The sequence below is a fragment of the Candidatus Pelagibacter sp. genome (assembly GCF_052049995.1).
In the GTDB taxonomy this organism is placed as follows: Bacteria; Pseudomonadota; Alphaproteobacteria; order Pelagibacterales; family Pelagibacteraceae; genus Pelagibacter.
Map to the genome: position 1 here is coordinate 1 of NZ_JBNGYX010000009.1, position 20,685 is coordinate 20,685.

Annotated in this window: 24 protein-coding genes and 3 tRNA genes; 21 read left to right on the forward strand and 6 right to left on the reverse strand. The window is 26.1% G+C overall.

Translation table 11 applies throughout. The features are described 5' to 3' along the window. A partial coding sequence (locus ACTT9Y_RS06325; RefSeq protein WP_440933513.1) for a hypothetical protein occupies nt 1-244 on the forward strand: 244 nt, incomplete at its 5' end. Between the two features lies 1 nt (nt 245). On the opposite strand, the gene ACTT9Y_RS06330 is transcribed toward ACTT9Y_RS06325, so the two are convergent. After that, complete coding sequence (locus ACTT9Y_RS06330; protein ID WP_440933514.1) at nt 246-1,073, reverse strand: M48 family metallopeptidase; 828 nt, start codon at nt 1,071-1,073, stop codon at nt 246-248. A gap of 112 nt (nt 1,074-1,185) precedes the next feature. Between ACTT9Y_RS06330 and ACTT9Y_RS06335 the strand changes: the two genes are divergently transcribed. Further along, nucleotides 1,186-1,803 (forward strand): DUF502 domain-containing protein, encoded by a 618-nt coding sequence (locus tag ACTT9Y_RS06335; RefSeq protein ID WP_075485706.1) that lies wholly within the window; start codon nt 1,186-1,188, stop codon nt 1,801-1,803. Here the strand turns inward: ACTT9Y_RS06335 and recG are convergent. Beyond that, nucleotides 1,800-3,851, reverse strand: coding sequence for an ATP-dependent DNA helicase RecG (recG, locus tag ACTT9Y_RS06340; protein ID WP_440933515.1), 2,052 nt, complete (start codon nt 3,849-3,851; stop codon nt 1,800-1,802). The two genes, ACTT9Y_RS06335 and recG, sit on opposite strands and share 4 nt — an antisense overlap. Before the next feature lie 25 nt (nt 3,852-3,876). On the opposite strand from recG, the gene ACTT9Y_RS06345 reads away from it, so the two are divergent. Next, nucleotides 3,877-4,140, forward strand: coding sequence for a succinate dehydrogenase assembly factor 2 (locus tag ACTT9Y_RS06345; RefSeq protein ID WP_440933516.1), 264 nt, complete (start codon nt 3,877-3,879; stop codon nt 4,138-4,140). Here ACTT9Y_RS06345 and ACTT9Y_RS06350 read toward each other — a convergent pair. Beyond that, nucleotides 4,141-4,230: transfer RNA gene (locus ACTT9Y_RS06350), tRNA-Ser, on the reverse strand. 86 nt (nt 4,231-4,316) lie between these two features. Between ACTT9Y_RS06350 and rarD the strand changes: the two genes are divergently transcribed. Genes rarD through ACTT9Y_RS06395 form a run of 9 tightly spaced genes read left to right on the forward strand, consistent with a single transcriptional unit; the run spans nt 4,317 to nt 12,675 of the window. After that, nucleotides 4,317-5,195: an EamA family transporter RarD gene (gene rarD, locus ACTT9Y_RS06355; protein ID WP_440933517.1), complete on the forward strand. Its 879-nt coding sequence runs from the start codon at nt 4,317-4,319 to the stop codon at nt 5,193-5,195. Then, nucleotides 5,182-6,183 (forward strand): lytic murein transglycosylase, encoded by a 1,002-nt coding sequence (locus ACTT9Y_RS06360; protein WP_440933518.1) that lies wholly within the window; start codon nt 5,182-5,184, stop codon nt 6,181-6,183. The genes rarD and ACTT9Y_RS06360 overlap by 14 nt, the downstream gene beginning before the upstream one ends. After that, complete coding sequence (locus tag ACTT9Y_RS06365; protein WP_440933519.1) at nt 6,173-6,934, forward strand: SPOR domain-containing protein; 762 nt, start codon at nt 6,173-6,175, stop codon at nt 6,932-6,934. Before ACTT9Y_RS06360 ends, ACTT9Y_RS06365 begins: the two co-directional genes overlap by 11 nt. Further along, entirely contained in the window at nt 6,927-8,078 is a 1,152-nt protein-coding gene (locus ACTT9Y_RS06370) for a D-alanyl-D-alanine carboxypeptidase family protein (RefSeq protein ID WP_440933520.1), read from the forward strand. The genes ACTT9Y_RS06365 and ACTT9Y_RS06370 overlap by 8 nt, the downstream gene beginning before the upstream one ends. Continuing rightward, nucleotides 8,071-8,685 (forward strand): dTMP kinase, encoded by a 615-nt coding sequence (tmk, locus tag ACTT9Y_RS06375; protein ID WP_440933521.1) that lies wholly within the window; start codon nt 8,071-8,073, stop codon nt 8,683-8,685. Before ACTT9Y_RS06370 ends, tmk begins: the two co-directional genes overlap by 8 nt. After that, nucleotides 8,682-9,611, forward strand: a complete 930-nt coding sequence (locus ACTT9Y_RS06380) for an AAA family ATPase (RefSeq protein ID WP_440933522.1) — start codon at nt 8,682-8,684, stop codon at nt 9,609-9,611. Before tmk ends, ACTT9Y_RS06380 begins: the two co-directional genes overlap by 4 nt. After that, nucleotides 9,604-11,145, forward strand: coding sequence for a methionine--tRNA ligase (gene metG / locus ACTT9Y_RS06385; RefSeq protein WP_440933523.1), 1,542 nt, complete (start codon nt 9,604-9,606; stop codon nt 11,143-11,145). Before ACTT9Y_RS06380 ends, metG begins: the two co-directional genes overlap by 8 nt. Next, nucleotides 11,138-11,899, forward strand: a complete 762-nt coding sequence (locus ACTT9Y_RS06390) for a TatD family hydrolase (RefSeq protein WP_440933524.1) — start codon at nt 11,138-11,140, stop codon at nt 11,897-11,899. Before metG ends, ACTT9Y_RS06390 begins: the two co-directional genes overlap by 8 nt. Before the next feature lie 5 nt (nt 11,900-11,904). Next, complete coding sequence (locus ACTT9Y_RS06395) at nt 11,905-12,675, forward strand: MBL fold metallo-hydrolase (protein WP_440933525.1); 771 nt, start codon at nt 11,905-11,907, stop codon at nt 12,673-12,675. On the opposite strand, the gene ACTT9Y_RS06400 is transcribed toward ACTT9Y_RS06395, so the two are convergent. Genes ACTT9Y_RS06400 through ACTT9Y_RS06410 form a run of 3 tightly spaced genes read right to left on the reverse strand, consistent with a single transcriptional unit; the run spans nt 12,670 to nt 14,895 of the window. Beyond that, nucleotides 12,670-13,212 carry a glutathione peroxidase gene (locus ACTT9Y_RS06400; protein ID WP_440933526.1) on the reverse strand — a complete coding sequence of 181 codons (543 nt, stop codon included), beginning with the start codon at nt 13,210-13,212 and terminating at the stop codon, nt 12,670-12,672. The two genes, ACTT9Y_RS06395 and ACTT9Y_RS06400, sit on opposite strands and share 6 nt — an antisense overlap. Further along, the gene (nhaA, locus tag ACTT9Y_RS06405) at nt 13,209-14,390 is read right to left on the reverse strand and encodes a Na+/H+ antiporter NhaA (RefSeq protein WP_440933527.1); all 1,182 of its coding nucleotides are present in this window, start codon (nt 14,388-14,390) and stop codon (nt 13,209-13,211) included. The genes ACTT9Y_RS06400 and nhaA overlap by 4 nt, the downstream gene beginning before the upstream one ends. Before the next feature lie 7 nt (nt 14,391-14,397). After that, nucleotides 14,398-14,895, reverse strand: a complete 498-nt coding sequence (locus ACTT9Y_RS06410) for a zinc-ribbon domain-containing protein (protein WP_440933528.1) — start codon at nt 14,893-14,895, stop codon at nt 14,398-14,400. A gap of 94 nt (nt 14,896-14,989) precedes the next feature. Between ACTT9Y_RS06410 and ACTT9Y_RS06415 the strand changes: the two genes are divergently transcribed. The 9 genes from ACTT9Y_RS06415 to ACTT9Y_RS06455 form a co-directional block, all read left to right on the forward strand. Continuing rightward, nucleotides 14,990-15,066: transfer RNA gene (locus ACTT9Y_RS06415), tRNA-Pro, on the forward strand. Between the two features lie 6 nt (nt 15,067-15,072). Next, complete coding sequence (locus tag ACTT9Y_RS06420) at nt 15,073-15,354, forward strand: ETC complex I subunit (RefSeq protein WP_440933529.1); 282 nt, start codon at nt 15,073-15,075, stop codon at nt 15,352-15,354. Nucleotides 15,355-15,357: 3 nt separating this feature from the next. Next, on the forward strand, nt 15,358-16,350 hold the full coding sequence (locus ACTT9Y_RS06425) for a putative transporter (protein WP_440933530.1): 993 nt from the start codon (nt 15,358-15,360) through the stop codon (nt 16,348-16,350). Next, on the forward strand, nt 16,350-17,294 hold the full coding sequence (glpX, locus tag ACTT9Y_RS06430) for a class II fructose-bisphosphatase (protein WP_440933531.1): 945 nt from the start codon (nt 16,350-16,352) through the stop codon (nt 17,292-17,294). The genes ACTT9Y_RS06425 and glpX overlap by 1 nt, the downstream gene beginning before the upstream one ends. 44 nt (nt 17,295-17,338) lie before the next feature. Further along, nucleotides 17,339-17,413 (forward strand) — tRNA-Glu (locus ACTT9Y_RS06435). Nucleotides 17,414-17,416: 3 nt separating this feature from the next. Beyond that, a complete protein-coding gene (locus tag ACTT9Y_RS06440) occupies nt 17,417-17,644 on the forward strand; it encodes a GIY-YIG nuclease family protein (protein WP_440933532.1) in 228 nt (75 codons plus the stop codon). A 43-nt stretch (nt 17,645-17,687) separates the two neighbouring features. After that, a complete protein-coding gene (locus tag ACTT9Y_RS06445; protein WP_440933533.1) occupies nt 17,688-19,793 on the forward strand; it encodes a glycosyltransferase in 2,106 nt (701 codons plus the stop codon). A 48-nt stretch (nt 19,794-19,841) separates the two neighbouring features. After that, the gene (locus tag ACTT9Y_RS06450) at nt 19,842-20,114 is read left to right on the forward strand and encodes a hypothetical protein (RefSeq protein ID WP_440933534.1); all 273 of its coding nucleotides are present in this window, start codon (nt 19,842-19,844) and stop codon (nt 20,112-20,114) included. Between the two features lie 3 nt (nt 20,115-20,117). Then, nucleotides 20,118-20,685 (forward strand): hypothetical protein (locus tag ACTT9Y_RS06455; RefSeq protein WP_440933535.1); only part of this gene is annotated, 568 nt, incomplete at its 3' end.

The window sequence follows — 20,685 nt, forward strand, 5'->3', positions numbered from 1 at the left end:
AAATAAACTTTTTAAAAAGTTTATTAATAAAACAGAAATATATTTTGAGTTTCCACCTTTGATAAAATTTAATTTAAAAAATAGATTTAAAAAATTAATTAAAGTATTTGGAGAGAACGTTAAAAAAGATGATTATAAAGTTAAAAAACCTATAAGTAACTTAAAAGAATTAAAGGTTAATAAATCCTTATATTCAGAATTTAATCAACAATATGCAAGTATTTGTTATATTAAATTGAAATGATTTAAGCTTGTTTTATTGGAGGATATTTAAGAACAATATCATTAATTTTATCATTGATAACCTTAATTCTGTTCGATGAAGATGGATGTGTACTTAAGAATTCTGGTGGCTCTTTTCCTTTATTAAGATTTTTCATTCTCTCCCAAATTTTTATAGTTTCTCTTATATCATATCCTGATAATGATGAAAATATCATCCCCAAATAATCAGCTTCGCTCTCTTGTTTTCTATTAAAAGGATTGAAAATACCTAATTGAGTAATTAGACCTACTGTGTTCATTCCAGTTGTACGATTTACTTGTGATAATTTTCCTCCACTAAAAATATCTATTAATTGAGTTCCGGTATTAACAAGAGCGGCTCTGCTTGCTCTTTCAACTGAATGTTTAGCAACGGCATGAGCTATCTCATGACCCATAACAGCTGCTAAACCATCTGTATTTTGTGTTGCCTCCAAAATTCCTGTATAAACAGCAATTTTACCTCCTGGCATACACCAGGCATTTCTAATTTTTTTTCTATCAATTAAAATGTATTCCCATTCAAAATTAAGTGTAGGATCTTCTAATCCGGCTCTATAAAAATATTCTGAAATTGAATTTTCCATTCTTTTACCAATCTCTTTAATTTCATTAAGTGTTTTTTCATCATCACTTAACTTTTCTTTTTCTTTGATTTTTTCATAAATTTCAGCAGCTCTAGCATTAAGCTTTGCTTCAGAAACAATTTTCAATTGTTTTCTTTCAGTTATCGGTGCTGTTGTGCATGAGGTAAGTAAAAGTGAGCTACAACTACAGCCAACATAAGATAAAAATTTTCTTCTATTCATAATTATAAAATTTGATATTAATACTTTATCATGAATCTTAATAATAAAATATTAATAGTACTATTTATTATTATGATCTTGTTTGTAATATACGCAAGTTACAGTTAATTTTATGACCAAAAAAAGTAGAAAAAAATCATTTTCATTAACCTTAAGAAACTATTTTATTACAGGCGTAGTTGTTTTAATACCAATTGGTTTTACATTATATTTGACCAAAGTTTTAATAGGTATTTCGTCAAATTTAATACCTAAAAATATTAATCCAAATAGTTACTTACCTTTTAATATTCCAGGCGTTGAAATTGTAATTTCAATTTTGCTAATCACAATTGTTGGAGGTTTATCACTCTCTTTCTTTGGTAGAAGAATCCTTAAATTAATTGATGATCTATTTAAAAGAATTCCTTTTTTAAGGACAGTTTATTCAGCAATTGTTCAAATGACGGAAACTTTTTCAAAAAAAGATGATGGTAAAAAGAGTGTTGTATTAATTGAATATCCCAGAAAAGGTGTTTGGGCTGTTGGATTCGCTACTAAAGAAAATAAAGGAGAGATGGCAGAAAAAACGGGAAAAAATTTAATTAATGTTTTTGTTCCAACAACACCAAATCCAACCAGTGGTTTTTTATTAATGTTCCCAGTTGAGGATGTTATATATTTAAATATGTCTTTCGAAGAGGCTTCTAAATTTATAGTATCAGCAGGCACTTCAACTAAAAAATCTTAGGCAATATCATTAATTATATCAGCTCTATCGTACAATTTTATCAAAGGTTTGAATTTACTTATATCTTCTTTTGATTTTTCTATTCTTCTCATTTCCTTTTCAGCTAATAAGAAAAGATCACTATTATGAATGGGATCTGCTAACTTAAAATTTTTTATACCACTTTGTTTAAATCCCAAAATATCCCCAAACCCTCGTAATTTCATATCTTCTTCAGATATTAAGAAACCATCATTAGTATCTTTTAAAATTTTTATTCTTTTTTTTGCGTTTTCGCTTAGGTTTGATTTAAACATTAATATACATGTAGAATCTTTATCTCCACGACCAACTCTACCTCTTAATTGATGAAGTTGAGATAAACCAAATTTGTTAGCATTTTCAATTATAATCGTATTTGCATTTGGAAAATCTATCCCAACTTCAATAATTGTTGTAGAAACCAAAATCTTAAACTTGTTATTTAAAAAATTGTTTAGTATTTCATTTTTTTCATCTACATCAGTTTTTCCATGAAGCAAACAAACTTGATTTGGAAACTTGCTTTCTAAATATTCATACTTTTTTACAGCTGATGTGTGATCCAATTTTTTTGATTCTTCAATTAATGGACAAACCCAAAAAATTTGATTTCCAAATTTAATTTCTTTTTTTATAAATTTTAAAACATCTTCAATTTTAACCTCTAATTTACTATATGTTTTAATTGGTTTTCTGTTTTTAGGTTTTTCTCTAATTATTGAAATATCCATATCACCATAAATTGTCATTGTTAGAGTTCTAGGTATAGGAGTTGCTGTCATTAATAATACATCGCAATTTGATCCACCTTTATCTGACAATTTTTTTCTTTGATTCACTCCAAACTTATGTTGCTCATCTATAATTATTAATCCTAATTTTTTGAAAATTACTTTTTTTTGAAAAATAGCGTGTGTACCAAAAATAATATCAATTTTATTATTTTCTAATCTTTGAAGTATTTCCTTTTTTACCTTGTATTCTGATTTTCCAGAAATAAGAGCTATATTTATATTTTTAGGAAATAATTTTTTTGCTAGATTAAAATGTTGTCTTGCTAGAATTTCCGTAGGCGCCATAAAAGCTACCTGGAAACCAGAATTTATACTATTTATTGCTGCTAAAAGAGACACTATTGTTTTTCCACTACCAACGTCTCCTTGCAAAAGTCTGAACATTTTATTTGGTGAACTTAAGTCTTTGTTTATTTCGTTAAGTGATTTTTGTTGATCATCGGTAAGAGAAAAATCTAATTTATCAATTATACAATTTTGTTTATTTAAATTAATAACTTTATTTTTTTTTTTTATTTTTCTTATTTTTTTTCTTATTTCAGAATTAACAAGAAATGTTGAAAATATTTCATCAAAAGCAAGTCTTTGATAGAAATTTGATTTATAATTTCCAATATTTTCTGGTTTGTGCAGTTCTTTAATAGAGCTATTCCAACTTATATTATTAAATTTAGATAAAATATTTTTAGAGTGCCATTCATTAAAAACTGGCAAATTATTGATTATTTGATTTAAAATTTTATTATATATTTTTTCAGAAATACCTTCAGTTAACGAGTATTTATTATGAGTTTGCTTAATTAGAGAAGAGTCCTCAGAAACATATTTTGGATTTGTAATTTGGTACTTATTCCTAAAATGACTTATTTTACCACTAACAGTAATTTCTTTTCCTAATGGAAGGATTTTTTTTATATATCCTTCATAACTATTAAAAAAAATACAATCTATTTCGCCTGTCTCATCTGTACATAAAACTCTATTAGGTAATTTTCTTACTCGTGGGAAGTTATACTTTTGTGGAATTATAGTTACTGTTTGTATTTCACCAATTTTTAAATCTTTTATTTTTGATGATATGCTTCTATCTGTATAAGATTTTGGAAGTTTCCATAGCAAATCAAATAAATTATTAATATTTTTTTTCTTTAATAAATTTTTTGTCTTAGTTCCTACACCTTTTAAAGAACTTAGATCTGACAATAAATATTCATAATTTGTATTATTATTCATTAACAACTAATATATTCTAATTATTATGATCAATATAGATGAATTAAAAAAAAAAATTATTTACCGATCTAATTATAGAGGCACAAAAGAAATGGATAATCTTTTGGGCGCATTTACAAAAAAATATATAAATAATTTAAATGAAAAAGATCTTCTTGATTTAGAAAAACTGCTAAATATTGATGACACTAATTTGTATAATTTTTACAATGGTTTTAAAACTGATTTTGAATTTGAAAATAATAATATCAATTATTTATATAAAAATTTTAACTATGCACAAAAATGATGGCGGAGAGACTGGGATTCGAACCCAGGAAAGAGTTGCCCCTTTGCCGGTTTTCAAGACCGGTGCTTTCAACCACTCAGCCATCTCTCCGTGAGCAAGGTTTTATAATTATAATTATTTAATTCAACCATAAAATAGTCTAATAAACTTATTAATTACAAGCATCATGAGTTCCTATGAATAAAGAATTTAACAAAGGCTTATTACTTGCTGGGTTTGGATCTTTTTGGTGGGGATTTTTTGGTGTAATTTATTTTAAATATATTGCTTATATTGGGCATATAGAATTAGTAGTACATAGATGTTTATGGACAGCGTTTACTTTAATTCTGACTACTTTTTTTTTCTCTAAATGGAGTGTTTTTTTTAAAATTATAAAAAATAAGTCAAATTTATTTTATTTATTTATCTCAGGTTTTTTAATTTTTATAAATTGGGGTGTTTGGATATATGCCATAGCAACAAATAGAATTATAGATGCAAGTTTTGGTTATTTTATAATGCCTATTTTAAGTGTAATGCTTGGTTACATCTTTTTTAAGGAGAAACTTAATAAAAAAAGAGTATTTTCAATACTGTTAGTTATTCTATCAATTTTTTTCCTTATAATAGTAAGTATTAAATCATTACCTTGGGTTGGTTTAATAGTTGCTTTAAGTTGGGGGTTTTACAATCTATTTAGAAAAAAAATTAATGTTGATACTGATGTAGGCCTTCTTATAGAGAGTTTATTTATATTACCATTCGCAATGTTTGCTTTTTATTTGATAGCAAGTAAAGGATACAATGATTTTCAATTATCTAATCCACCGATGATGTTATTTATTTACCTTGCTGGACCTATGACAGTCATACCTTTATTTTTATATGTTAGAGGAGTTGAGCTTTGCGGCTTAGGACCGACTGGGATGATTTTTTATATAACGCCTACTTTACAGTTTTTATTAGGGTATTTTTATTACAATGAGCCTTTTTCAATAACAAAATTAGTTAGTTTTATTTTTATTTGGATTGCTGTAATTATATATTTGAAGGATTTACATGAAACTAATTAATTTTTTTTTATTTTTCATTTTTATTTCTATTAATCTCTCATTTGCTGATATCAACAAAGAATTTGAAAATTGGAAATTAAATTTTAAAAAAATAGCTTTAGAAAATAACATTTCAGAAAAAACGTTTGATAGGGTTATGACTGATACTAAATTTTTATCAGATGTAATAAAATATGACAGGTATCAACCTGAATTTTATGAGGATACTATAACTTATATTTCAAAAAGAACATCTTCAAAAAAAGTCTCGTTAGGTAAAAAATTCTATAAAAAAAATTTAACATTAATTAATACTGTTGAAAACGAATTTAATATAGAGAGAGAGTTACTTTTAGCCTTAATGGGAATAGAAACTAATTTTGGAACGTATGTCGGTAAAATGGATATTCTATCATCTTTGGCAACTTTAAGTTTTGATAAAAGAAGATCAGAATTTTTTACAAATGAATTATTAATACTTTTGCGATTAATAGAAAATGAACAAATAGATTATAAAACCTTATATGGATCTTGGGCAGGTGCTTTTGGTTTTTTTCAATTTATGCCATCAACAATGAAAAACTATGCAATTGACCATGATGGAAACGGTTATATAGATTTAAAAAATAATAATGATGCTTATGCGTCAGCATCAAACTATTTAAATCAAATAGGCTGGAAAAGTGAGAACCCTTGTTTTTATAGAATTGATTTATCAGAAAACGTACCAAGTAGGTATTTAAATATTTCTGCAAAAAAACTTCATGATAAAAAAAAGTTAAAATACTTTCGAAAATATATCAAAAATAATGACCAAATAGATATCAAGTACAATGCTTTAAAGGTAGCCATTATAACTCCAGATAAAGATATCATACCTGATGCCGAAACTTTAAATCCAGCTTATATAGTGTTTGATAACTATGAGATAATATTAAAATGGAATAGGTCATTGCGATTTGCTTTAGCCGTTTGTACTTTAAAAGATAAATTTAAAAATGAACTTTAAAAAACTAATATTAATTATTTCTATTCTTTTTTTATCTGCATGTAATCAATTTGATCAAAATAATAAAAACTTGGTCTATATTAGTGATCAAAAATATAGTAATACTGGATTTGCTTTAATTTATGATGATGAATTAAAAAAAGAAAAAAAAATATCAAAAAAAATAGATAATAGATCTCTTTTAATTTTCCATAATAAAATTAAAAAAAAATCATTTGTTAAAATTACTAATCCTGTTAATGATAAGTCAATTATAGCCGAAGTAATCTCTAATAATGTTAAATTTTCCTCTTTTTACAACTCTGTGATTACGCAACGAATTGCTGAGGAACTATCACTTGATCCGAAAGAACCTTATATTGATCTTGTTTTAATTTCAAAAAATTCAACATTTATAGCTAAAAAAGCAAAGACTTTTGATGAGGAGAAAAGTGTAGCTGAAAAAGCTCCTGTTGATGGAATTACCATAGATGATCTGGGTAAAGAAAAAGATAAAAAAGTCAAAATAAAAAAACAAAAATTTTTATATTCAATAAAAATTGCAGACTTTTATTATAGAGACTCGGCTGAAAATATGGTTGAAAGAATAAAAGACGAGACAAATATTAAAAAATCAGTAATTAAGAAATTATCTAAAACTAAATATAGGGTATTATTGGGTCCATTTAATGATATAAAAAAACTAGAAAAATCATTTAATGAAATAAAAGTATTAAATTTTGAAAATATAGAGATATTAAAAGATGTTTAGGAAATTATTAATTGTAATTTTATTTAGTTTTTCGTTAGCAAATGCTTCAAAAGCTAATTTTGACGTAAAAGCAAGAACAGCAATATTACAAGATTATCATTCAGGAGAGATTCTCTATGAAAAAGAGCCAGATATTTCAATTTATCCAGCTTCTATGACAAAAATAATGACAGCAATTATTGCTTTTGATCTTATAAAATCAGGCGATCTTAGTTTAGATGAAAAGTTTATAATATCAGAAAGAGCTTGGAGATTATCTACATCTGGATATTCATCGATGTTTATAATGGTGGGTGATCAGGTATCTGTAGAAGATTTATTAAGAGGCATTATAGTTGCTTCTGGAAATGATGCATGTATTGCATTAGCGGAAGGTATAGCAGGAACAGAAGAGGAATTTGCTATTTTAATGACAGCTAAAGCAAAAGAATTAGGCATGGATAATACAAACTTTTCTAATTCATCAGGAATAAATGACCCCGACAATTACTCAACAGTTAGAGATATTTTAAAAATGTCTAGATATTTAATTAAAGAACACCCTGAATTTTACAAAATGTTTGCTGAAAAAGAATTTACGTGGGACAGAACAGGGGGTGATCCAATAACACAAGGAAATAGAAATCCTTTGCTTTATAAAAATCTTGGAGCAGATGGAATAAAAACTGGTTATTTAGCTGTTGAAAAATATTCTTTAGCATCATCAATAGATAGAAATGGCAGAAGATTGATTGCTGTAGGAAGTGGTTTTAATTCAAAAAATGCTAGATCTAGAGAAAGTACAAAATTACTTACATTTGGTCTTACCAACTATGATCTAGTTGAAATAGCTAAAGCTCATAAACCATTACATAAAATTGATGTTTGGTTAGGGAAAGAGAATAGTGTGAAAGCATACACGAAGGAAGATATTTATAAAACAATCAAAAAAGCGAAAAAAAAACTTTTAAAAGTTGCTGTTAAGTATGATGGACCAGTCGAAGCACCAATTAAAAAAGATCAAAAAATAGCTACTTTAAGAGTTGTTTACGATCAAGAACTTGTTGGTGAGTATGATTTACTTTCATCAAAAGAAATTAAAAAAGTTAATTTTTTTACAAGATTAATAAAATCAATAAATTTTTTAATTTGGGGTGATGTCTAAAAAACCCATTATTGTTTTTGAGGGTATAGAGGGTAGTGGCAAAAGTCATCATATAAATAAAGTATCTAAATACTTAGATAAAAAGAAAATTAATTATATTAAGATAAGAGAACCCGGCGGCAGTCTTAACTCAGAAAAAATAAGAAGATTAATTTTAAATAAAAAATCTAATTTTAATATTCATACTGATTTACTTTTGTATTTAGCAGCACGTAGTGAAAATATAAATCTTATAAAAAAATCTTATAAAAAAAAAATTATTTTAATTGATAGATTCACGGACTCAACTATCGCATATCAGCACTATGGTATGGGTGTTGATTTAAAAATTATAAATATTATAAATAGATTTTTATTAAAAAAAATAAAAATAAGCTTCACTTTTCTCAATATAGTAAACAAAAAAAATCTTTTTCAAAGATTAAAAAAAAGAAAATCTCTAAATCGATATGACCAATTTGATATAAATTTTTATAATAAAGTTCAAAAAGGTTTTTTAAAATTAGCTAAATCTAACAAAAAATTGTACAAAATAATTGATTCAAATTTGGATATCAAAAAAAATGAAGATTTAATTTTAAATCAAATAAAAAAATTAATTAAATGAATTTAAATCCTTCAACTCAAATAAATTTATTTGAGCACAAAGAAATTTTCAATCAATTATATAAATTATATAAAAATGATAATTTGCCAAATAAAATTCTTTTATCTGGTGAAAAAGGTATTGGAAAATCAACATTAGCATATCATTTAATTAATTTTGTATTGTCAGAAAATGAAGAGCACCCTTATGACTATGAAAATAATATAATTAATTCTGATAATAAATCATTTAAGCTTATACAAAATAAATCTAACCCAAACTTCCATCTAATTGATGTCCTGGAAGACAAGAAAAATATTGATATAAATCAAATTAGGGAATTGATAATAAAACTAAACAAATCTTCATTTAATAAAAAAAAAAGATTTGTTTTAATTGATAATATTGAATTGTTAAACTTAAACTCTATTAACGCCTTTTTAAAAATTTTGGAAGAACCTAATGAAAATATAAATTTTATTTTAATTAATAATAATAAAAGAGTGATACCAACTCTAAAATCCAGATGTTTAAATTTCAAAGTTTTTTTAACTAATGATCAGTCCATTAGAATTGTTAATCAATTACTAAACGATGACATAAATACTATTATCAATAATAAGTTATTTGATTATTATTCAACTCCTGGAAAATTATTTAAATTAATTAAGTTATCTGAAGAATATGACTTAGACCTTGTGAATTTTGATTTAACGACAACACTAACAACTGTAATTAAAAATAAGTATTATAAAAAAGATAAATCAATTATTGAAATTATCTATTCTTTTATTGAACTTTATTTTAGAAATAATATATCTAGTGAAAATATTAGTTTACTTAAGTCATACCATTATTTTTTAGAAAAAATTAATAACACTAAAATTTATAATTTAGATGAGGAACCGTTATTTATGGAATTTGAGGATAAAATACTAAATGGATAAAACTTTTTATATTACCACACCTATTTACTACCCATCAGCTAAGCCTCATATGGGTCATGCATATTCAAGTATTATTGCAGATTTTTTTGCGCGATTTAAAATAATTGATGATTATCAAGTTCATTTTCTTACAGGTACAGACGAACATGGTTTAAAAATTCAAAGATCTGCAGAAAAAGTAGGGAAGGAGCCTCAAATTTTTTGTGATCAAATTAGTCAAACCTTTAGAGAACTTTCAGATACTTTGAATTTATCTAATACTGATTTTATTAGAACCACTGAGGCTAGACATAAAAAAACAGTTCAACATCTTTGGAATGAACTTGAGAAAAACGATGATATATACTTATCAAATTATTCTGGATGGTATTCTGTATCAGATGAAGCTTTTTATAACAATGAAGAAATTGAGGAAGTAGATGGAAAAAAAATTGCTATATCATCAAAATCTCCCGTTGAATGGATTGAAGAAGAATCCTACTTTTTTAGACTTTCAAAGTGGGAAAAACCTTTATTAGATTATTATGAAGCTAATCCTGATTTTATATATCCAGAATCTAGAAAAAACGAAGTTATTAGTTTTGTTAAAAATGGTCTTAAAGATCTTTCTGTAAGTAGAAAAAGTTTTTCATGGGGCATACCTGTTCCAAATAATAAAAACCACGTGATATATGTTTGGCTCGATGCACTAACGAATTATTTAAGTTCATTAAATTATCCTGATACAACTGATGATTTATTTAAAAAATTTTGGCCAGCCTCAATACACCTAATTGGGAAAGATATACTTAGATTTCATGCTATATATTGGCCTGCTTTTTTATTAGCAGCAAAAATTGATTTACCAAAGAGAGTTTATGGTCATGGATGGATATTATCTGGGGAAGAAAAAATGTCTAAATCTAAAGGAAATATTCTAGATCCGCTTGAAATAATTAAAGAGTACGGTCTAGATCCTTTACGATACTACTTAATTAAAGAAGTCTCTTTTGGGAATGATGGAAATATATCTCAAGAAAGACTAGAAGATTGTATTAATAGTGATCTAGCTAACAACTATGGAAATTTGTGTCAGCGTGTAACTGCTTTTGCAATAAAAAATTGCGATGGAAAAATTCCAATAGAAGTTAAATTTCATGATGAGGATTTATTAATACTAAATAAGTATAAAGATAATTTAGATAATATTAGGTTACAAATTGACAATCAAAATATTAATTTTTACATTGATTATATTGTAAATTCACTTTTTGAAGCTAACAAATATTTTAATGATCAAGAACCATGGAAAAAGAAAGACGATATAATTAGATTAAATACCATCGTTTACACTACTTTAGAGATTGTAAGAAAAATAAGTTTTTTACTGTATCCAATTATTCCCGAATCTTCATTAAAGGCATTGAAGATTTTTAACATTGAAGAAAAAAATATAAAATTAGATTCAGTTTCTAATAATGAGTATTTAACAAAAGGTAATAATATTAATAAAATAGACATACTTTTTAAAAAAATAGAGAAAATCAATGATTGATTCACACTGTCATCTAGATCATGAACCATTATTAAGTGATTTAGCCAATGTAATACAAAGATCAAAAGAAGTTGGTATAGAAAAATTACTTACTATCTCAACTTCGTTTGAAAGTTTTTCTAGAGTAAAAGAATTAATTAATAAGGATGAGATGATCTATGGTACTATTGGAATTCATCCTCATGAAAGCTCCACAGATATTATCACTTCAAAACAGATCATTGATAGTCTCAAAGAAAACTCAAAAATTATTGGAATTGGAGAAACTGGGTTAGATTTTTATTATAATAATAGTGAAAAAAACAAGCAGATAGCAAGTTTTGAAGAGCATATAGATGCATCCATAAAAACTAATATTCCATTAATTGTTCATTCAAGAGACGCAGAAAAAGAAACTTTTGAGATTTTAAATCAATATAAAAATGAAAACCTTAAAATTTTGATGCATTGTTTTACTGGGTCTAAAGAATTCTCAGAAAAACTAATGACTTTAAATTCATTCTTTTCAGCAAGCGGTATCATTACTTTTAAAAACTCATTAGATTTACAAGATACATTCAGATCTATTCCAATGGATAATATCTTAATTGAGACTGATAGTCCTTTTTTAGCACCCGTTCCTAAAAGAGGAAAAAAAAATGAACCGTCATTTATTGATTTTACTGCTGCAAAATTAGCTGAAATTAAAAATATATCCAAAGAAGATCTTATAAAAAAAACTACAGAAAACTTTAATAAACTATTTTTTAATTGAAATTAATGAAATTTATTATTTTAGGCTGTGGTAGTTCAATGGGTGTACCAAGACCAGATGGTTTCTTTGGAAATTGTGATCCTAATAATAAAAAAAATTATAGAACAAGATGTTCAGCTTTAATAAAAACCACGGATGAAAATATTCTTATAGATACATCTCCCGACCTACGACAACAACTTTTAAGACATAAAATAAATAAAATTAATAAAGTATTATATTCTCATATGCATGGTGATCAAACTCATGGAATAAATGATTTGAGATCTTTTTATATAAATAGCAAAAAACAGCTTGATGTTTACGCAGATAAACATACTTCTAAATATCTAAATTCTACATTTTCTTATATATTTAAAAGCTATTCAAAAGAATATCCTGCAACACTAAAACTTAATAAACTACCAAAAAAAATATTTACAAAAAATAATAATAAAAAAATTGGTATTCAATCAATAATGGTTGAGCATGGTAAAGTAAAATCAAATTGCTTTATAATTAATAAAAAATTAGCTTATATAAGTGATGTAAGTAAAATTTATAACAAAGATCATAAATATTTTAAAAATCTTGAATATTTAATTATTGATTGCTTATGGTACAATTATCATCCATCACATTTTAATTTAGAAACTTCACTTGCCGTAATTAAAAAATTCAAAGCCAAAAAAGCCGTTCTTACTAATTTATCACCTGTTTTAGATTATAAAGTGCTAAAAAAAATGATTCCTAAAAATGTTACTCCTGCACATGATGGATTAACAATAAACTTATAAGATATTTTCTATAGCTTTAATTATTTTATTGGACATTGGTTTTGCAAATGATGCAAAAGTGTCTTGAACTTTACCTTCTTTATTAATCAAGATTTTATGAAAGTTCCATTTTGGTTCTGCCGATTTACCGTGATTTTCTTTTGCCCATTTGAAAAGTTCATGAGCATTTTTACCTTTAACTTCCGTTAATGTTGTCATAGGAAAGTTAATATTAAAATTTACTTCACAAAATTCTTTAATATCTTCATTGTTATTTTTTTCTTGATTAAAAGAATTAGATGGAACACCAAGAACAATCAAACCTTTCTCTTTATATAAATCCCACAATTCTTGTAATTCATCATATTGTTTTGTAAATCCACAGTAGCTAGCTGTATTTACAATTAAAATAACTTTGTTTTTGTAATCTTCTAAATTAATTGTTTCACCAGTTATACTCTCTATACTAAAATCATAAATTTTTTTTTCATAGTTTGCTGTTGCTGACGTTTTAAAAAAAAACATAATTATAGAAAATAGAAATATTACTTTTCTCATTTATTAGGTTTATTTGGTGTAAGTAATATTAAAAAATAACCAAATAAAGTTGATAACAAGGATCCAGTTAATACCCCGATTTTTACACCATCCATGTATTGCATGTTTTCAACAAAAGCTAAATTTCCAACAAATAAACTCATTGTGAAACCAATTCCAGTAAGAACTCCTACACCATAAAAATTGTACCAACTTGTATCGTTTGGCATTTGAGCTATTTTCAATTTTATAGATACATAAGAGAATACAAAAACACCAAGTTGTTTACCAAGGAATAATCCTAATACTATACCAAGGGGAACTTTATCAAGTAACGAAGCAAAAGATAAACCTTCTAAAGATACACCGGCATTTGCGAACGCAAATAAAGGCATTATTCCGAATGCAACATATGGACTAATCGCATGTTCAATTTTTATTAATAAAGAAAAATCTTTTTCTTTTTTTCTGTGAGGAATTGTCATAGCTAGCAATACACCAGCAATAGTAGCGTGTATTCCTGAGTTATGCGTAAAATCCCAGAGGAACAGTCCTACAATCAAATAAGGTAGAAACTTTTTAATGTTAAATTTGTTAATTAATAACAAAAATATGAAAGCTAATAACATTAAAGTTAAATACTTAATGCTTAAATCTCCAGAGTAGAATAGGGCGATGATTACTATTGCTCCTAAATCATCAATTATAGCCAATGCTGTTAAAAATACTTTTAATGACAAAGGAACTCTTTTACCCAACAAAGATAAAACTCCTAAAGAAAAAGCAATATCGGTCGCGGAGGGTATTGCCCATCCATTTAAAGTTTCGCTATCACCAAAATTTATAAAAACATAAAATAATGCAGGTACCAACATTCCTCCCACAGCACCAATTATAGGTAATAAAGCTTGTTTAATATTGGAAAGCTCACCTTGTAAAAATTCTCTTTTAATTTCTAAAGTGACAAAGAAAAAGAAAATTGCCATTAAAGCATCATTGATCCAATGTAATACTGATAACTTTAACCCAAAATTATTAATTCCTATGAATAAATATTTATTTAGAGTAGCAAAATATAAATCTGCCAGACCAGAATTACTGATAAATAATGCAATTATTGCAGCAAACAATAGTACAAGACCACTCGCAGCTTCTAACTTAAAGAACCATTTAAAAGGTTTAGATATATAATTAATCATAAAAAAATTAAGTCAGGTCTATAATGAATAGTTTTATATCTTGCAATGTTTCAAAAAGGTTAAATAATATAATTTCTATTCCAGGAAACACATGAATTAGAGGGGTTTTTAGAGTATCGAGCAAGATAATTAATGCTACAAAAGATATAATAAATACTATTAAATAAGAAAAAAACTTACTCCCCTTAACTTCTGTTTTTTTAAATGTCGTTTTATTTTTTTGTTTTTCTACATTTTTTTCTCTCTTTTTATTATTTATTTCATTTTTAATTATTTCTTCTGGTTGTTTTCTCTCTTCTATTTGCTTCTCTTTATTTTCAACTTTTGTTTTAATGCTTTCATTGATGATTTCTTGTTTTAACTCTAATATTTGATTATTCTTTTGTTCGATTTTATAAAACCAAAGATGATTACATGACCCACATTGCAAATCTCTTCCTTCATCAGGTATCATGGAATTGTCAATCATGAATTTCTTGTTACAATTTGGACAAGTAATTATCATGCTTCGTTATATATCAGATTTTATCTAAATTTCTTTTAATTTTGGCTTCTTTATACATTGAAATTATCAATAACTGCTGTATTAGTACTCGGATCGGAGTGTAGCGCAGCCTGGTAGCGCATCTGGTTTGGGACCAGAGGGTCGCAGGTTCGAATCCTGCCACTCCGACCATCATTTATGAAAAAAGCTATTATTTACATTCCAAATAAAAATCCAATGCAATCTGGATTAGCAAAAAATGATAAATGGATTTTAGAATTTAAAACTAAAGATCCAACAAAAAATCCTCTAATGGGTTGGGAAAGTTCATCAGATACTTATACTGAGTTAAAATTAGAATTTTCTTCCAAAGAACTAGCAGTTAATTATGCAAAAAAAAAGAAGATTGATTTTGAGCTAATTGAACCAAGAAAAAGAAAAACTGTAAAAAAATCCTACGCAGATAATTTTTTAAAATAGCTAATGTTTAGATTTTTCACCCAAAAAAATTGGTACCTCTGGTCTTGGTTTGGTTCGGCTATAATTCTTTCATCACTTTGGATTCAAGTTAAAATAGATGTGAAAATAAACGAATGGTTTGGTGAATTTTATGATATGATCCAAAAAGCTCTTGGAGCACCAAATTCAATTACTATAGAAGAATACTGGTCTAGTTTATTATCGTTTATAACACTGGCTGCAATGTATGTTGGAGTGGCAGTTGTTGTTAGTTTTTTTACTTCACATTATTTATTTAGATGGAGAACAGCTATGGTAGAGTGGTATCATAGTGTTTATGATAAAGCACGAAAAATAGAAGGGGCTGCACAAAGAGTACAAGAAGATACTATTAAATTCTCAAGAATAATGGAGTCTCTTGGTACAAGCTTAATAGAAGCTTTAATGATACTTGTTGAGTTTATGCCTATTTTATTTGGACTAGGTATCGGTATACCAATATTTTTTTTTGGTGATTGGGATTATGGATTAATTGTAGGTGCTTTAATTTGGTCAGTTGGAGGAACAGTATTTTTAATTTTACTTGGTTTAATTCTAAGGCTTGTTGGTGTGGAATATGATCTACAAAAAAAAGAGGCTGCATATAGAAAAATACTTGTAATTGCAGAAGATGACGGAACTGTAAGACCTAAAACTATAGAAGAATTATTTGAAGGAGTAAGAAGTATTCATTTTTTAAGTTATATTAGATATTTATATTTTAATATTGGAAGAATAGCCTACCTGCAGGCAAACGTGTTATCAGCATATGTTTTTTTAGCTCCTGCTATAGTGGCTGGTGCAGTAACACTTGGAGTAATGCAGCAAATTATAAGAGCTTTTGGAAGAGTTGAAGGGTCAATGCAATATATACTGAAAGCATGGCCAACAATTATAGAACTCGCAAGCGTATATAAACGTTTAAGGGAATTCGAGTCTAAAATTGAGCAAGAAGACTTAATAGATGAAAAAGCTTAATGTCTATTGATAAAAAATTTATTGATAAGTTTGTTAATATTACATCTCAAGCAGCCTTAGAATCTTCATACTTGGTTGGAAAAAAAGATAAAATTTCAGCAGATAAAGCAGCTGTAGACTCTATGCGATCTAATTTAAATAATTTAGAAATAAAAGGAGAGATAGTAATAGGTGAGGGTGAGTTAGATGAGGCACCTATGTTGTATATTGGAGAAAAACTAGGAACAAATAAAGGACCAGAATTTGATATAGCTGTAGACCCTTTAGAAGGTACAAATTTCGCTGCTAACAATTTACCGGGTGCATTATCTGTAATTGCAATTACTAACAAAAATAATTTATTTAAAGCTCCTGAAACTTATATGGAAAAAATTTCTGCCAAAGTTAATGAAAAAAACGTTATTGATTTAGATTTTACAGTAAAGCAAAATATTTTTAATTTAAGCGATTATTTAAATAAAAAGCCAGAAAATTTAACTGCATGTATTTTGGACAGACCAAGACATAAAGAAATTATAGATGAGTTAAAAAAATTAAAAGTTAATCTAAAATTAATTTCAGATGGTGATGTATCTGGAGCTTTACTGATTACTGAAGAAAAATATAATGTTGATATTTTTTTAGGTATTGGGGGTGGTCCCGAAGGTGTTCTTGCCGCAGCTGCTTTGGACGCTTTTGATTGTAATTTTCAAGGAAGATTTATATTTGAAACTGATGATGACAAAGCAAGAGCAAAAAAAATGGGAATAAACGATTTAACAAAAAAATATCAATTAAATGAAATTGTCAAAGGTGATTCTATTTTTTGTGCGACAGGAATTACTTCTGGCGATTTGGTAAAGGGTATTGAAATACAGGGTAATGATTTCGTTTCAGAGACATTAGTGACTCATAAATCATCAGGTTTTAAAAAAGTAATAAAACTAAAACAAAAATTGCAATGATATGCTTGATTAATGATTGATTTTACAATAAAAAGCAGCAATTCGGTCCCTTCGTCTATCGGTTAGGACACGTGGTTTTCATCCTCGAAAGAGGGGTTCGATTCCCCTAGGGACCGCCAAATATGAGTTATTGTGTATATGTTCTATTATCAAAACAAGCAAAAACACCATTAACATACGTAGGTTATACAAATAATATTAAAAAAAGACTATTGCTTCATAATACCTCAAAAGGTGCTAAATTTACTAAGGGAAAAAAATGGACCTTAATATATAAAAAAAATTTTAAAACTAAATCATTAGCTTTAAAAAATGAGTATAAACTTAAAAATGATAAAAAAAAAAGATAATTAATTAAAAATAATTTTTTAAATAAATTAAAATTAAATTTTAATGAAGATTGCAATATTACTTCCATATAAGGAAAATTTTTCAAAAAAATATGCTGGAGCTGTATCAATATTTGTTAATAGTACTTACAGATTAAGTAGATATAAAAAGGATATTTATATATATGGATCAACAGATAGCAAACCACTTTCTGAAAATTATAAAAATTTAAACTTTAAAAAAAAAATTTTTCAGAGTTCATCTAAAAATTATCTAAACTTTTTTCTTAAGGAAATAGAAAAAAAAAAAATAGATATTCTCGAAATACATAACAGACCACATTATGTTGATTTATTAAATGCAAAACATAATTTTAAAAAAATATTATATTTTCATAACGACCCACTAAATATGCAAGGTTCATCCTCTGAAGGTGAAAGAATTAATCTTTTTAAGAAATGTGATCTTATAGTTTTTAACAGTGAATGGACTAAGGGTCAATTTTTAGACGGTCTACCAAAGAGTTATGATTCGAACAAACTTTCTGTCATAGCTCAGTCAACATCTAAAACAGATATTAATTTTAAATCAAAAAAAAAATTTATTTCATTTATTGGAAAATTAAATGAGTCAAAAGGCTATGATATATTTGGTAAAGCTGTTCTTAAAATATTAAATCGCTATAAAGATTGGAAAGCTATAGTTATAGGTGATGAACCTAGACAAAAATTATTTTTTAAACATGATAGATTTTTAAACCTTGGTTATAAAGATAATGATTATATTTTAAAAAAATTAAAAGAAGTAAGTATTTCGGTTATTCCATCAAAATGGAACGAGCCATTTGGAAGAGCAAGTCTTGAAGCTTCAAGTCGGGGATGTGCTATAATTAGATCTGATACAGGAGGCCTAGGTGAAACCTCAAAACATGCTCTAATTCTTAAAAAATTAACAGTTTTAGAATTATATAATAAGTTAGAATTGTTGATCAATAATAAAAAATTAAGAACTGAAATGCAAAGAAGTTCTTATAAAGATTTTAGATTAACAAACGAAAATACATCAAAAAAAATAGATTTTGCTAGAAAAAATTTATTCCCAACAAATTTTAATTTAATAAAAAAAAATTTTACAAATTTAAAAATAATGCACATCACAAACTTTAACGAGCGATTTGATGGAAGATTACATTATAATACTGGTAAACGATTTAATAATGGTTTTGTAAGATTAGGTCACAATGTATTGAATATAAGTGATAGAGATATTATTTCTTCAAATCGTTCTTTATTTGACCCTAAATCCTCTAAAGTCTTAAGAGATAAAATAATTAATAATTATAATAATTTTTTTCCTGATTTAGTAGTTCTTGGACATGCTGATAGTGTATCAAGCGAAACAATAGATTATTTAAAAGCAAAAAATAAAAATATTAAAATTTTACAATGGTTTTTAGATCCAATTACAAGAAAGGGTCCTGATTATAGCAATAACAAAAAAAGATTATTAAATAAATCTAACTTAATTGATGCAAGTTTTGTTACAACAAGTCCAGAGACGATAGATTTTAAATTGAGTAATAGTTATTTTATCCCTAATCCTGCTGATGTATCATTTGAAATTTTACATAACTATAAAAATAAATGTGATTATGACTTATTTTTCGCAATGAGCCATGGTGTTCATAGAGGGACACTAAAGAAAGGTAAAATCGACAATAGAGAAATTTTTTTAAAAAAACTTATTAACGATAATAAAATAAAATTTAATTTCTTTGGTATAAACAATGTGCAGCCTATATGGGGTCAAGACTTTTTAAATGAAATTTCAAAATGTAAAATGGGTTTAAATTTAAGTAGAGGCAAACCTGTAAAATATTATAGCAGTGATAGGATAGCTCAACTAATGGGAAATGGCCTGTTAACATTTATAGATGAAAAAACAAATTACTCAGATTTTTTTACAAATAAAGAAATAGTAACATATAAGAATCAATATGACTTAATTGAAAAAATACACAAATTTAAAAAAGATGATAAAACTAGAAAATTAATAGCCAGAAACGGTAAATTAAAATATTTAAAATATTTTAACTCAACAGTTGTTGCCAAATATATGATTAACAAAACCTTCGACATAAATTCAAAAGAAAATTTTTATTGGAATTAAAAAATTTCATTTTATTGGTAAATATTTTTAATAGTGTTATAAATTATAATGGACTTCTACAAAAAAGCTGCATTTATCTTTATATTAATAATTTTAGGTATAATTGTTACAGTTAAATCATTAGAACCAATTATTGAGAAGCAACTTTCAAATGTATTTGCAGACAAAAAAATTTCGAAAAAATTAAATAAAGAACTGTTAAATTTAACTGAAGATTTCACTCCTGAAAAAAGAGAATTTTATAAAAAGATATTAGTTTCTATTTATAGCAAATGGTTACCTTTAATAGAAGAAGCTAAAAAAGAAGCTGAAAATAAATAATTTGTGAAAAAAATTAATAATTATGATTATTTAATTTTACTTATTCCAATTTTTTTTTTATTCATTTCTTTTTATTTTTCTCTCGAAACTTTAACACATATATTCGATAGCGGTCATCATGGATCTATTTTATTAAATGCTTTGGATATTTTAAATGGTAGGATTCCGTATGAAGAAATTTTTATTCAATACGGTCTTTTAAATCCAATCATAAATTCTGTATTTTTAAGAATATTTAATTATGACATTATAGGAATTTATATAGCTACAACCAGTTTTTATTGTTTAGGTATTTTTTTTCTATCCTTGAAATCAAAAAAATTAAGCAATTATACAGGTTATTTATTAACAACATTGCTTATTCTTTTTAACCATCCAATACCCGAATATCCTTGGCCAAATTATACTGCTTTTTTTTTTCTGACTTTAAGTATTTATATATTTGATGAAAAGAATTTAAATAAAATATTTTTAAGTAGTTTTCTTCTATGTCTTGCTTGTTTATCAAGAGAAAATTTTTATTACTTCATTATACCATCAATAATATTTATAAATTCATTACTTTTTTTAA